Origin of the sequence: Lentzea sp. NPDC042327, from assembly GCF_040647275.1 — a bacterium.
GTDB lineage: Bacteria > Actinomycetota > Actinomycetes > Mycobacteriales > Pseudonocardiaceae > Lentzea.
The window spans coordinates 124007-137103 of record NZ_JBEZBX010000003.1 but is presented as its reverse complement, the minus strand read 5'-3'; the positions used below and the strand labels follow the sequence as shown (position 1 = coordinate 137103).

Annotated in this window: 14 protein-coding genes and 1 pseudogene; 5 read left to right on the top strand and 10 right to left on the bottom strand. The window is 71.2% G+C overall.

The window, feature by feature from the left end; all coding sequences use genetic code 11:
• The first annotated feature begins 26 nt into the window (after positions 1-26).
• Positions 27-293 carry an HPr family phosphocarrier protein gene (locus AB0A63_RS08415; RefSeq protein WP_360388343.1) on the top strand — a complete coding sequence of 89 codons (267 nt, stop codon included), beginning with the start codon at positions 27-29 and terminating at the stop codon, positions 291-293.
• A gap of 219 nt (positions 294-512) precedes the next feature.
• Here AB0A63_RS08415 and AB0A63_RS08410 read toward each other — a convergent pair.
• Positions 513-1004 (bottom strand): annotated as a pseudogene (locus AB0A63_RS08410) (phosphatase PAP2 family protein); the annotation flags it as partial.
• Positions 1005-1107: 103 nt separating this feature from the next.
• On the opposite strand from AB0A63_RS08410, the gene AB0A63_RS08405 reads away from it, so the two are divergent.
• Genes AB0A63_RS08405 through AB0A63_RS08395 form a run of 3 tightly spaced genes read left to right on the top strand, consistent with a single transcriptional unit; the run spans position 1108 to position 3519 of the window.
• Entirely contained in the window at positions 1108-1782 is a 675-nt protein-coding gene (locus tag AB0A63_RS08405; RefSeq protein ID WP_360387013.1) for a response regulator transcription factor, read from the top strand.
• A gap of 10 nt (positions 1783-1792) precedes the next feature.
• A complete protein-coding gene (locus tag AB0A63_RS08400) occupies positions 1793-3136 on the top strand; it encodes a HAMP domain-containing sensor histidine kinase (protein WP_360387010.1) in 1344 nt (447 codons plus the stop codon).
• Positions 3133-3519 (top strand): hypothetical protein, encoded by a 387-nt coding sequence (locus tag AB0A63_RS08395; RefSeq protein WP_360387007.1) that lies wholly within the window; start codon positions 3133-3135, stop codon positions 3517-3519. Before AB0A63_RS08400 ends, AB0A63_RS08395 begins: the two co-directional genes overlap by 4 nt.
• 3 nt (positions 3520-3522) lie before the next feature.
• Here the strand turns inward: AB0A63_RS08395 and AB0A63_RS08390 are convergent, their stop codons facing one another.
• From AB0A63_RS08390 to AB0A63_RS08360, 7 genes are read right to left on the bottom strand one after another with little or no spacing between them, the layout of a single operon-like run.
• Complete coding sequence (locus AB0A63_RS08390) at positions 3523-3990, bottom strand: hypothetical protein (protein ID WP_360387004.1); 468 nt, start codon at positions 3988-3990, stop codon at positions 3523-3525.
• A 16-nt stretch (positions 3991-4006) separates the two neighbouring features.
• Positions 4007-4825 carry a shikimate dehydrogenase gene (locus AB0A63_RS08385; protein WP_360387001.1) on the bottom strand — a complete coding sequence of 273 codons (819 nt, stop codon included), beginning with the start codon at positions 4823-4825 and terminating at the stop codon, positions 4007-4009.
• The gene (gene mltG, locus AB0A63_RS08380) at positions 4825-6030 is read right to left on the bottom strand and encodes an endolytic transglycosylase MltG (protein WP_360386998.1); all 1206 of its coding nucleotides are present in this window, start codon (positions 6028-6030) and stop codon (positions 4825-4827) included. The genes AB0A63_RS08385 and mltG overlap by 1 nt, the downstream gene beginning before the upstream one ends.
• Positions 6027-6515, bottom strand: coding sequence for a Holliday junction resolvase RuvX (gene ruvX, locus AB0A63_RS08375; RefSeq protein WP_360386995.1), 489 nt, complete (start codon positions 6513-6515; stop codon positions 6027-6029). The genes mltG and ruvX overlap by 4 nt, the downstream gene beginning before the upstream one ends.
• Positions 6502-9171: an alanine--tRNA ligase gene (gene alaS, locus AB0A63_RS08370; protein WP_360386992.1), complete on the bottom strand. Its 2670-nt coding sequence runs from the start codon at positions 9169-9171 to the stop codon at positions 6502-6504. The genes ruvX and alaS overlap by 14 nt, the downstream gene beginning before the upstream one ends.
• A 56-nt stretch (positions 9172-9227) precedes the next feature.
• On the bottom strand, positions 9228-9497 hold the full coding sequence (locus tag AB0A63_RS08365) for a hypothetical protein (protein ID WP_166046713.1): 270 nt from the start codon (positions 9495-9497) through the stop codon (positions 9228-9230).
• Positions 9494-9898: a DUF948 domain-containing protein gene (locus tag AB0A63_RS08360; protein ID WP_360386989.1), complete on the bottom strand. Its 405-nt coding sequence runs from the start codon at positions 9896-9898 to the stop codon at positions 9494-9496. Before AB0A63_RS08360 ends, AB0A63_RS08365 begins: the two co-directional genes overlap by 4 nt.
• A 300-nt stretch (positions 9899-10198) precedes the next feature.
• Between AB0A63_RS08360 and AB0A63_RS08355 the strand changes: the two genes are divergently transcribed.
• Entirely contained in the window at positions 10199-10777 is a 579-nt protein-coding gene (locus AB0A63_RS08355; protein WP_360386986.1) for a GNAT family N-acetyltransferase, read from the top strand.
• Positions 10778-11035: 258 nt separating this feature from the next.
• Here AB0A63_RS08355 and AB0A63_RS08350 read toward each other — a convergent pair whose 3' ends face one another.
• Complete coding sequence (locus tag AB0A63_RS08350) at positions 11036-11671, bottom strand: maleylpyruvate isomerase N-terminal domain-containing protein (protein ID WP_360386984.1); 636 nt, start codon at positions 11669-11671, stop codon at positions 11036-11038.
• 58 nt (positions 11672-11729) lie between these two features.
• Entirely contained in the window at positions 11730-13079 is a 1350-nt protein-coding gene (locus AB0A63_RS08345; protein WP_360386981.1) for a replication-associated recombination protein A, read from the bottom strand.
• Positions 13080-13097: the final 18 nt, after the last annotated feature.

Here is a 13097-nt window from a genome sequence, read left to right as displayed (position 1 = left end):
AACCAGCTCTACCGGGAGGAACCATCATGGCCGAGCGACGGGTCACCGTGGCCAGCAAGGTCGGACTGCACGCCCGACCGGCCGCCCTGCTGGCGAAGGCCGCCGCCGACCAGCCGGTGCCGGTCACCATCCGCAAGGACGGCGGCGAAGCCGTGGAAGCGGCGAGTGTGCTGGGACTCATGACCCTCGGCGCCATGCACGGTGACGAGGTGGTGCTCAGCGCCGAGGGGGACGGAGCGGACGCTGCTCTGGACGCCATCGCGGAGCTGATCGCCACCGACCACGACGACTGAACCGGCCGCGTCGGCCAGGTCGGAGGACCCGGGCCGTGAGCGGTCTGCCGGCAGCACCGGCAGGCCGCTCACGGCCCATCCGAAGTGCAGCACCACGAGCGCGGTGACCACGCCCGAGAGCGTCGAGGGCGTGGCCGCCGTCGCCACCAGCAGCCAGGCCCCGCCCGCGGCGACGGCGGGCGGCACGAGCAGTCCCGCGGTCCACCTGCGCAGCACCAGGAAGCCCAGGGTCGTGACCAGCAGCGCCGCACCGAGCGTGTCGCTGAACCGGTGCCAGCCCAGCGACACCGTCTCCGCGGCCACCGCTCCCGCGCCCAGCGCTCCCGGCACCGCCACGAGCAGCGCGAACCTCTTCGGCACCGCGAGCACGACCGCGACCACCGCCGCCACCGCCGCCGTCGTGTGCCCGCTCGGGAAGCTGTTGTGCACCAGCACCGCCTCGTCGTCCAGCGGCGGCCTGACCAGCACGTGCAGCTTCAGCACCTGCGCCAGCAGCACCGACCCGCCCAGCACGAGCAGCGGCGGGAACGACCTCCTGCGGGCGACGAGCACCACGAGCACGGCGGCCACGACGATCGCGATGTCCACGTCGGACGCCCACGACCGCTGCAGCGACAGTTCGGGCAACGCCGCGTTCTCCGCCTTCTGCCCGGACGACGTCCACACGAGCGCGAAGTACGTGATGAGGAATCCCAGCAAACTTCCGGCCATGCGTCCGATGCTGCGCAGGCCGGGCGATGGGAACGTCCCCGCAATGTCATGGTTGCGCTACAGAAGCGGCGCGGAACCCCCTGCCCCGCGGATAATGGCGTCCGTGGCGATGGTCTTGCTGGTCGAGGACGACCCCGCGGTGCGCGAAGGGCTCGGTTTGGCGCTGCGCCGCCAGGGACACGACGTCCGCGCGGCCGTTACGGGCGAGGAGGGCGTGGAACGGCTCCGCGAGACCCGCCCCGACATCGTGGTCCTCGACATCATGCTGCCGGGCATCGACGGCTTCGAGACGTGCCGCCGGATGCGCGGCCAGGCCGAGGTCCCGATCATCGTGCTCACCGCGCGCGGCGACGACTTCGACGTGGTCGCGGGCCTGGAGGCGGGTGCGGACGACTACGTCGTGAAACCGGTCGAGCCGCGGGTGCTGGAGGCGCGGATACGGGCGGTGCTGCGGCGGACGGTCTCCGAGCCGGCCAACGCCGAACGGCACGGCTCGCTGGTGATCGATCGGGCAGGCCTGGAGGTGCGCAAGAACGACGTGAAGGTCGCGCTGACGCCCACCGAGCTGAAGCTGGTGCTGGAGCTGTCCCGCACGCCCGGCCGGGTGCTGACCCGCCAGCAGATCCTCGAAGCCGTCTGGGAGCACGACTACCTCGGTGACTCGCGGCTGGTCGACGCGTGCGTGCAGCGGGTCAGGGCCAAGATCGAGGACGTGCCCTCCGAGCCCGCCTACATCCACACCGTCCGCGGCTTCGGCTACCGCTTCGGCCCTCGTTGACGTCGTGCGCGTGAAGTTCCTCCGCGGCCTCAAACCGCGCTTGATGGCCGCGTTCGCACTGCTGACGCTGCTGGGTGCGGTCGCCGCCGCCGGGTTGTCGTACGCCAACGCCCGCAGCCTGCTGCTGTCGGACGCGCAGGACGGGTTCATGAACCCGCTGGTCGAGGAGGTCCGCGACTACGCGCCCCGCGTGCCCGTGCCGCCGACCCAGCAGGACCTCGACGACATGGCGACGTACCTGCGCAGCTCGTCCGTGGTCGTGTACCAGGGGATGCGGTCGCGGTCCGGGAGCGCGCTGGACTTCGTGCCCGCCGAGCTGCGCGAGACGCTCAAGACCAGCAGGACCGTGCAGTGGCAACGGCGGACGGACCGCGCCGACCCGTACGTGGTGATCGGCATCCCGCTGCTGCAACCGTCCGGCGAACCCACGGGGGTCGAGGTGTGGGCGTACAGCTCGCTGGGCGGCCCGGCACGCGCCATCGACAGCTTCGCTCAGGCCGCGTGGCTCGGCGTGGCCCTGGTGCTGCCGCTGGCGCTCGGCCTGGCCCTGCTGACCGCCCAGGGGGTGCTGCGGCCGGTGCGGCGGCTGGGCGCGGCGGCACGGGCCCTGGGCGCGGGGCGGCTGGACACGCGCGTCGAGGAACGCGGCGCCGACGAGCTGACCGAGCTCGCGCGGACGTTCAACAGGGCAGCCGAACAGCTGGAGGCTTCCCAGGCGGCGTCCCGGCGGTTCGTGGCGGACGTGTCGCACGAGCTGCGCACACCGCTGACCGCGATGAACGCCGTGACGGGCGTGCTCGACGAGGACGCCGACGCGCTGTCGGAGGACACGGCGGTCGCGGCGCGGCTGGTGTCCGCGGAGACCCGCAAGCTGACCAGGCTGGTCAACGACCTGATGGAGATCTCCCGCTTCGACGAGGGCCGCAACGTGCTGGAGCTCGACGAGTGGGACATCGGCACCGCCGTCTCCGACAGCCTGGCCGCACGGGGCTGGACCTCGTCGGTGGAGGCGTCGCTGCCCGCCGGCGTGACGGGACGGGTGGACCGCCGCCGGCTCGACGTCGTCGTGGCCAACCTCGTCGGCAACGCCCTCAGGCACGGCAGCGCCCCCGTGACGGTGTCCGTGCGCCCCGGCGTGATCGAGGTGGCCGACAGCGGCCCCGGCATCCCACCGGATGCACTCCCCCACATCTTCGACCGCTTCTACAAGGCAGACACGGCCCGCTCCCGTTCCGAGGGCAGCGGGCTGGGATTGGCGATCGCATGGGAGAACGCGCGCCTGCACGGCGGCACGATCGAGGCCGCCAACGCGCCGTCCGGTGGCGCGGTCTTCACGTTGCGGCTGCCCTGGTGACGCTGGCCGGGTGCGGGGTGCGGCCGACGCCGGTGCTGCCGGGCCCGGCGGCACCGACGGTGTCCGTGCGCGAGATGACGGTCTACTTCGTGTCCTCCGACGGCACGGACCTGGTGCGGCGCACGCGGTCGCACACCGGGCACGTGGACAACACGACGGCGATCACGACGCTGATCGCGGGGCTGACCGACGAGGAGGCGAAGCTCGGGCTGCGGACGGAGGTGCCGAAGACGGCGCAGCCGGTGCTGACCGTCTCGAACCTCATCCTGCTGCCCACCGACATGCTGCCGTTGACGAGGCTGGCGGCCTACCAGCTGTTCTGCACGGCATACGCGAACGGGGCGTCGGTGAACGGGCTGCCCAGCGGGTTCGACTGCCCCTAGGACCTAGGTCAGGTGGCCGTCGTACGGACCGGCCTTGGTGACCTCGGTGCCACCGCGGAACACCAGCTGCAGGCCGTGCTCCGGTTCCCACGCGCACTCGGCCTCGATCGACACGTACACCGGCCCGTCCTCGTCGTCGCGCAGCACGGTCGGCACGCTCCGGCTGAGGTCGACGTGCGCCCAGACGTCCGCGGGCTCGTCGATCGGCAGCAGGTCCTCCTCGGCCACGGCCTCGGCCCGCTCCCGGTAGTACTCGAACACCGCCGCTGCCGCCGCGTCCCTGGCGCGCTCGTCCAGTGCGAGGAAGGCGCGGACGGCCGCGTGCCACTCGTCCTTGCCGGGGTCGTCCTCGTACCACCCGTCGAGCCGCACCGGCGCCGTCGTTCCCAGCACCCGCACCGCGACCGGTGCGCTGACCAGGCCGTAGCCTTCGGTGTCCGCGGTGACCGGACCGAGACCGGGGATGTCCACCCGTCGATGCTAGCGGTCAGGAACGGGCCGCGAGCTCCGCTGCCAGCGCCTTGCGCATCACGTCCCGCGGCGCCACCTCGCCGGTGAACTGCTCCACCTGCCCGAAGGCCTGGTGCAGCAACATGTCCAGGCCCGTCGCCAACGCCGTTCCGGCCCGTTCCACGGCCACCGCGACGGGCGTCGGCCACGGGTGGTAGATCACGTCCAGCACGAACGGCGCCTGTGCCAGCTCCGCCGCCAGCGCCGCGGTCGCCTCGGCCGGCACCGTCGACACCAGCACGTCCGACGCCGCCGCCAGCCCGCCCAGGTCCACTTCGGACAGCCGCAGCACGTCGACCGCCACACCGAGCCGGGCGGCGCACGCGACGGCCTCCCCCGCACGCGAAGGATCGCGCACCACCAGGGAGACCGACCACACACCCAGGTCGGAGAGACCCGCCAGCGCGGCCGTGGCCGTGCCGCCGGCACCGAGCACGACACCGCGCGTGCCGCCGGGGAAACCCTTCTCCCGCAACGCTCCCACGACACCGTCCACGTCGGTGCAGTCGGCGTGCCAGCCGGAGCCGGTGCGCACCAGCGTGTTCGCGGCACCGACGGCCACCGCGCGGTCGGTCACCGAGGACGCGAAGGCCAGCGCCGCGCGCTTCGTCGGCATCGTGCACGACAGGCCCACCCACTCCGGGCCCAGCGAGGACACCAGCGCGGGCACCCCGGCCTCGTCGCACTCGACGCGGCCGTACTCCAGGTCGAGCCCGAGGAACGCATACGCCGCGTTATGCAGGACCGGGGACAGCGAGTGGGTGATCGGAGACCCGATCACGGCCGCCCTGCGCACTAGTAGACGCCCTCTGCTCGCGCCTTCTGGTCCTTCACCTGGTGCTCCTGGTAGGTGACCGAGAAGCACGAGTCACCGTTCTTGTCGCACTTCACGAAGTACTCGAAGTTGCCGGGCTCCGGCTTGATCGCCGCCTGGACCGCCTCGACGCTCGGCGAGCCGATCGGGGTCGGCGGCAGACCGGGCGTGACGTAGGTGTTGTACGGGCCCGAGGCGTTGCGGTCGGAGTCCGACGTGCGGATGTGCGGCTGGTTGAGCTTGTAGTTGACCGTCGAGTCGAACTGCAGGGGCATCGGCTTCTTCAGCCGGTTGTAGATCACCTGCGACACCTTGCCGAAGTCCTTCTCGATGGCTTCCTTCTCGATCAGGGAGGCCATGACCAGCACCTGGTACGGGCGGAAGCCGGTGTTGACGGTGCCGCCGGGGATGCCGATGCTCTGGAGCTTCTGGGCGGAGGCGACGACGACGCTGCGGATCAGCTCGACCGCGGACGAACCGGGCTTGACCTGGTAGACGCCGCGCATGATCAGGCCTTCGAGGCGGAAGGCGGGCTCCGCGCGCTTCACGTCGGTGACCGCCCAGTCGGGCACGCCCAGCGCGACCGGGTCGGTGGTCTCGGCGGCGGCGCGGATCTCCTCGGGCGTGAGGCACTTCTTCACGCCGTCCTTCTCCGTGCAGCTCGCGTCGGCGAGCTGGGAGAAGATGCCCTTGACGGTCTTGTCGCCGACCTTGATGTCCGCGAGCTTCACGCCGCCGATGATCTGCACGGCGGGCACGCGGGTCTTCGGGTCGATCATCTTCGCGACCGCGGTGGCGCCCGACATCTTCGTCTTCATCAGGTAGAAGCCGGGCTGGATGGTCGTCACGCGGGCGTCGTTCTTGCTGGCCTCGGTGAACGCGCGCGGCGAGGCGACGACGCCGCCCTCGTAGAGGCTCGTGGCGATGACGCTCACCACGTCACCGTCCTTCACCTCGACGATGGCGTCGGCCTCACCCGCGCCGGGGTAGTCCTCGAACGAGCCGATGCCGCGCAGCTCCCTGTAGCCGTAGTAGGCACCGCCCATGCCCACGGCGAGGATCAGCGCGACGACCAGCCACAGCACGGTCTTCTTGCGCTTCTTCGCCTTGCGGGCCGCGCTGTTGTCCCTCTTCGCGGCACGTCGTTCGTCGACGTCGCGATCGAACAACCCGAGATCGTCGCTCACGCCTCATCCTTTCGGGCGGATACCGCTCGTGCCCGTGCGTCCAGCCAAGACTGCAGGATCTCGACCGCGGCGGCCTGGTCGACCACGGCACGCTGCTTCTTGCCCTTCACACCGCGCTGCGCCAGCACCCGGCTCACCACGACGGTCGTCAGCCGTTCGTCGCTCAACCGGACCGGCACCGGGGCCACGCGCGCGGCCAAGGCGGCAGCGTACGCGGTCGCCGCCTCGGCTGCCGGACCGTGCCGACCGGCGAGGGTCTTCGGCAGGCCGACCACGACCTCGACCACGTCATGCTCGGCCACGAGACGTACGAGCTCCGTGAGGTCGGAGCCGCGCTTCTCGTCCCGCTGCAGGGTGACCAGCGGAGTCGCCAGGAACGCACCCGGATCGCTCAGGGACACTCCCACGCGAACCGATCCGACGTCGACGCCGAGCCTGCGACCCAGGCCCGGATCGTCGACGCCGACGACGTCAGCGCTGCTCAAGCACCTTGTCCAGTTCGCCGGTGAGGGCCGCGATGGCCTCCTGGACGCCGGCCGGGTTCGTGCCGCCGCCCTGGGCGAGGTCCGGCTTGCCGCCACCGCGGGCGGCGATGGCCGGGCCGAACACCGGGACGAGCTTGCCGGCGGCCAGCCCCAGGTCGCGGGCGGCGGCCGTCGTGGCCACCACGAAGCTGACCTTGTCGCCGTCGACCGAGAACAGGGCCACCACACCGGGCTTGGCGCCCAGCCGGTTGCGGACCTCGCCACCGAGGGTGCGCAGGTCGTTGCCCGACACGCCCTCCAGGCCGAGGGCCACCAGCGACAGCCCGCGCACGTCGAGGGCCTTGTCGGCCAGCGACCCGGCGTTGCCGAGCAGCTGGGCGGCGCGCACCTTCTCGAGCTCCTTCTCGGCGGTCTTCAGCCGCTCGACCAGGGACTCGATCCGCTCGGGCAGGCCGTCGGAGCCGACCTTCAGCATGTCGGCGAGGTTCTGCACGATGGCGCGTTCCTTGGCCAGGAACCGCATGGCCTCGATGCCGACGTAGGCCTCCAGGCGGCGCACGCCGGACCCGACCGAGGACTCGCCCAGCAGGGTGATCGGGCCGATCTGCGACGAGTGCTCGACGTGGGTGCCACCGCACAGCTCGCGCGACCAGGGGCCGCCGATCTCGACGACGCGGACCGTCTCGTCGTAGGTCTCGCCGAACAGGGCCACGGCACCCATGTCCTGGGCGCCCTGCATGTCGGTGTAGACCACGGCGACGGGCAGGTCCTTGCGCACGGCGAGGTTCGAGACCTCCTCGATCTCGCTGCGGGCCTCGGCGGACAGGCCACCGGTCCAGGCGAAGTCCAGGCGCAGGTAGCCGGGCTTGTTGTACGAACCGCTCTGCAGGGCCGACGGGCCGAGCACCTGGCGCAGGGCGGCGTGCACGACGTGCGTGCCCGAGTGGCCCTGGCGGGCACCGACGCGCCACTCCGGGTCGACGCGGGCCTCGACGTGCTCGCCCTCGCTGACCTCGCCGTTCACGACGCGCACCTGGTGCACCCACAGCTTGCGGGCGACCTTCTGCACGTCGAGCACCTCGAGCTCGGCGTTGCCGGTGACGATCGTGCCGGCGTCGGACTCCTGGCCACCGGACTCGGCGTAGAGCGGCGTGCGGTCGAGGACGACCTCGACGATGTCGCCCTCCTTGGCGCTCTTGACCCGCTGGCCGTTGAGGACGATGCCGCGCAGCGTGGCCTCGGAGGCCAGCTCGGAGTAGCCGGTGAACTCGGTCGGGCCCTGTTCCAGCAGCTCGCGGTACACCGTCTGGTCGCCGTGGCCGGTCTTCTTGCCGGCGGCGTCGGCCTTGGCGCGGGCGCGCTGCTCGGCCATCAGCTTGCGGAACCCGTCCTCGTCCACGGACAGGCCGGCCTCGGCGGCCATCTCCAGGGTGAGGTCGATCGGGAAGCCGTACGTGTCGTGCAGCTGGAAGGCGCGGTCGCCGGGCAGCGTGGCGCGGCCGTCGGACTTCACCTCGGCGGCGGCGTTCTCGAAGATCCGCGAGCCGGCGTCGAGGGTGCGCAGGAACGTGTCCTCCTCGGCCTTCACCACCTGCTGGATGCGGGCGAACCCGCTGACCAGCTCGGGGTAGGCCGGGCCCATCGAGTCGCGGACGACCTCGGCGTACTGCTGCAGCACCGGCTCCGTGACGCCGAGGAGCCGGCTGCTGCGGATGATGCGGCGCAGCAGGCGGCGCAGCACGTAGCCGCGGGCCTCGTTGCCGGGCGTGACGCCGTCGCCGACCAGCAGCACACCGCTGCGGGCGTGGTCGGCGATGACGCGGAAGCGCACGTCGTCGACCTCGTTGGCACCGTATTTGCGGCCCGACAGCTCCTCGGCCTTGTTGATGACGGCGCGCACGAGGTCGGTCTCGTAGACGTTGTCGACGCCCTGCAGCAGGTAGGCGACGCGCTCGACGCCCATGCCGGTGTCGATGTTCTTGTTCGGCAGCGACCCGACCGGCTTGTGGCCCTCCTTGGGGCTCAGCTCGCCGCGGACGTCCTGCATGAAGACCAGGTTCCAGATCTCCAGGTAGCGGTCCTCGTCGACGACGGGCCCGCCCTCCTGCCCGTACTCGGGACCGCGGTCGAAGTAGATCTCCGAGCAGGGGCCGCCGGGACCGGGCACGCCCATGTCCCAGTAGTTGTCCTTGCCGTCACGGCGCTGGATGCGCTCGGTCGGCAGGCCGGCGATCTTCTGCCACAACTCGATGGCCTCGTCGTCGTCCTGGTAGACCGTGACCCAGATGCGCTCGGGGTCGAAGCCGTAGCCGCCCTCGTCGACCGAGCCGGTGACGAGGGTCCAGGCGAGGCGGATGGCCTCTTCCTTGAAGTAGTCGGCGATCGAGAAGTTGCCGGCCATCTGGAAGAACGTCAGGTGGCGCGTGGTCTTGCCGACCTCGTCGATGTCCGGCGTGCGCACGCACTTCTGGATGCTCGTCATCCGCGAGGCGGGCGGTGGGGCCTCGCCGAGGAAGTACGGCTTGAACGGCACCATGCCGGCGTTGACGAACAGCAGGTTCGGGTCGTCGAGCAGCAGCGAGGACGACGGGATGTACTTGTGCCCGTTGCGTTCGAAGTGCTCGCGGAAACGCTTGATGATCTCGTGGGTCTGCACGGGAGTTCCTCGGTGTGTCGCGGGGAGTGGTCAGGGCGCGCTTCGGAGGCGAACGGTCAGTGCTTCCCGTTCGCCCTGGGCGCTCGACGCCCCGGCGTGAACCCCGTCTGCCGCTCCACGGTCTCCTGCAACTCCTGCTCCCGTTCGGCCATGCCCGCCCGCACCTCGGCCCCGAAGGACCCGATGGCGCCGGCGAGCTCGCGCAGGCCTTCACCCACGTTAGCCCCGATACCAGCGGGAGTCGCCTGCTTTGTGACCTCGGCGGCCTTCTTCGCGGCGAAGAGTCCGGCCGCGGCACCCAGCCCGAACCAGAAGAGGCGGCTCACCTCGCACCTCGCTTCAGGCGGCGCTTGGTGTGCTTGTTCGGCTGCTCGGCGGCCCGGCGGCGCGCCTTGACGGCCTTGCTCACGCCGTAGGACAGCGCGGCGGCCTTGACCAGCGGACCGCCCAGCGTGGCGGTGAACAGGCTGGTGAGCGCCGAGACGTTGCCGGTGACCGCGCGGGCGTTGGCCGTGATCCCGTCGACCCGCTCCAGCTGCGTGTTCACGTGCGTCAACGTCGTGTTGGCCTCGGTGAACAACGGGTCGGTGTTCTCGTGCGCCTTGCGCATCGCGACCGTGGCCTCGTCGAAGAACCGCGCTGCCTTGACCGCCACGATCGCCAGCACGAGCACGAGCAGCACGAACGCACCGGCGGCGACCAGCGCTGCGATCTGCCCTGGCGACACGGATCCTCCTGGTGACCGGCGTTTGGCTTGGTTGGCGAGGAGATTACCGGGTGGGTCCGACACCTGATCGGGCGGCACCTTTTGTTGATCTTCATGGGGTGGCGGGGAGAAGGGGCGGGCGAGGCGGACCGCGGGCAGGAGCGGCGCGGCGTCCACGGTCGGTTCGACCCAAATGAGATGCTGGGACCACATTGACGCGCGCCGTCACTGCCTGTGAAATTGCGGTCACACAGGGCTTGACACGGCGACCCTGCGCGGATGAAGTAAGGCAACCCTTAGTTGGTTATCGCTGGAGGCCCTGTGAAGCCGGTGTCCCACCTCGACTCGTACCGGCGGCAGGCCACGGCGGGCGCGCCGCCGGTTCCCGGGCTGAGCGCGCCCTGGGAGGTGCGGCTCGTCCGGCCCGACGGGTACGACCTGCACCTCGTGCACCGCTGGCACCAGGCGCCGCACGTGGCGGCCTACTGGCGCAAGGCGTGGTCGTTGCCGGGGTGGGAGGAGGAGCTGCGCGGGCAGCTCGCCGGGGACGACGTGCGGCCCGTGCTGGTCGGGTGGCACGGACGGCCGGTGATCTACGCGGAGGTCTACCGCGCGGCGCGGGACGTGGTGGGCAGCTGCTACCCGGTGCGGCCGCACGACCTCGGGTTGCGGCTGGCGGTGGGAGAGCTCGCGATGACCGACCGCGGGCTCGTGCGCGCGTTGCTCCCCCACCTGGCCGATGCGTTGTTCGAGGCCGATCCGCACTGCACGCGCATCGTGATGGAGCCGGACATCAGCAACACGCGTGCCATCCGCTCGTTCGAGGCCGGCGGGTTCGTCGTCAAAGACGAGGTCATGATGCCGAACAAGGTCGCGGTGCTGATGGTGTGCAAGCGCTGAGCCCCTGGCCAGCAGTCTCGCCCGCCCCCTCCTTGCTGTTCAGGCGCCTGCAAGTACCACCAACACATGATCGAATCGCCGCTGACTACCACCAACCTGTTCGCCATCCGTCGAACCAACTCCAGGTCCGCGGACGGCTGGCGGCGCTGTTGGCAGTAGAAAAGTGCTTGTTGATGTTGAGTTGGTGGTACTTGCAGACGCCAGTAGAGCCAGGGGCGGGACCTCGGGGCGTTGAAGGCACAGCATCGGGCAACCTGCTCAGAACGCGGTGATGTCCTGCGGGGCGCGTTCCCCGCGGCTGAACGCGCGCACGATGTCGATGCCCCTGTGGCGGTTCAGGGCCAAGCGCGACAACAGGTCGATGACGGTCTCGTGCACGTGGCGCGGGAACTCCGGGGTGTCCACGCCGACGCTCACGGCCAAGTCGTCCGCGTGCACGACGAACTCCATCACGCGGCTGGGCAGGTAGTCGTCCAGCAGCACGGCCCACGGGCCCCAGTGCGGCATGCGGACGGGGCGGTTGCCGGCCGCCGCCAGCAGTTCCGGCAATGCCGCCACGGTCTGCTCGAAGCGGTCGCACAGGTCGGCGTGGCCGCCGGAGGCCACGTGCTCGCCGCCGTCGCGGATGCGCGTGTGGAACTCGGAGTCGACGTCGAGCTCGGTCCAGCCCGCGCGCGCGTAGTGCTCCATCAGCGGGACGGTGGGCACGTCCTCCGCCGGCGCCTCCAGCATGCCCGGCAACGGCAGGACCTGGTAGGCGATGTGGCCGGCGAGACCGCTGACGCCGAACTCCGGCAGCGCGCTCAGGTCGTCCCAGTGGTCGGCGACCTGAGGGGCGCGCAGCAACGTCAGCACCTGGCGCGCGGTGGCCAGGAAGTCGTCGGTGATCGTCATGCGTCCGACGCTACCGCCGGATCCCGTTGGCGGGCACCGGTTCCGCCGCACTCGCGGATCACCCGCCCCGCACGACCCTGCGCAGCTTGGGCAGGCGGTCGGCGACGGCGCGTTCGGCGCCGCGGCCGGTCGGCTCGTAGTAGTCGCGGCCCACCAGGTCGTCCGGCGCGTACTGCTGCTGGAGCACGCCTTCCGGCACGTCGTGGGGGTAGCGGTAGCCCTGGGCGTTGCCGAGCTTGGCCGCACCCGCGTAGTGGCCGTCGCGCAGGTGCGCGGGCACCGCACCGGTGGCGCCCTTGCGGACGTCCTCTATCGCGGCGTAGATCGCGGTGGTCACGGCGTTGGACTTCGGCGCGGTCGCCAGGTGGATGGTGGCCTGGGCGAGGTTCAGGGCGCACTCGGGCAGGCCGATCAGCTGCACGGCCTGGGCGGCGGCGACGCACGTCTGCAGTGCGGTCGGGTCGGCCATGCCGACGTCCTCGCTGGCGTGGATCACCAGGCGGCGCGCGATGAACCGCGGGTCCTCGCCCGCCTCGATCATGCGGGCCAGGTAGTGCAGCGCGGCGTCCACGTCCGAGCCGCGGATCGACTTGATGAACGCCGACGTCACGTCGTAGTGCTGGTCGCCGTCGCGGTCGTAGCGCACCGCAGCCTTGTCCACAGTGGACTCCAGCAGCGACAGGGTGATCACGCCGTCGTTGGACGCGAGCGCCGAGTCCGCCGCGGCCTCCAGCGCGGTCAGCGACCGGCGGGCGTCACCGCCGGCCAGCCGGACCAGGTGTGCCAGCGCGTCGGGTTCCACGACGACCGAACCGCCCAGGCCGCGTTCGTCGGCCACCGCGCGTTCCACGACCGTGCGCACGTGCTCGTCGGTCAGCGACCTGAGCTGCAGCACCAGCGACCGCGACAGCAGCGGGGACACCACGGAGAAGAACGGGTTCTCGGTGGTGGCCGCGACGAGCAGCACGATCCGGTCCTCGACCGCGCCGAGCAGGGCGTCTTGCTGGGTCTTGGAGAACCGGTGCACCTCGTCGATGAACAGCACGGTCGACTCGCGCGAGCGGACCAGCCGGCGCCGGGCCTCGTCGATGACCGCGCGGACCTCCTTCACGCCCGCGGACAACGCCGACAGCGCGACGAACCGGCGGCCGGTCGCCCTCGACACCAGCGTGGCGAGCGTCGTCTTGCCGGTGCCGGGCGGGCCGTAGAGCATCACCGACGCGGGCGTGGCGCCCTCGACCAGGCGGCGCAGCGGCGCGCCGGGACCGAGCAGGTGGTCCTGTCCGACGACCTCGTCGAGTGAGGCGGGGCGCATCCGCACGGCCAGCGGGGCGTTGGCCGCGATGCGCTCGGCCTTCTCCTCGTCGGTCGCGCCGAACAGGCCCTCGTCGAACAGACCTTCGCTCATGCGTTCGAGCCTAACCCG

Coding starts and splice junctions, on each gene's coding strand:
- AB0A63_RS08345 (WP_360386981.1), bottom strand. CDS start 13,079: ATGAGCGAAGGTCTGTTCGACGAGGGCCTGTTCGGCGCGACCGACGAG.
- AB0A63_RS08350 (WP_360386984.1), bottom strand. CDS start 11,671: ATGACGATCACCGACGACTTCCTGGCCACCGCGCGCCAGGTGCTGACG.
- AB0A63_RS08415 (WP_360388343.1), top strand. CDS start 27: ATGGCCGAGCGACGGGTCACCGTGGCCAGCAAGGTCGGACTGCACGCC.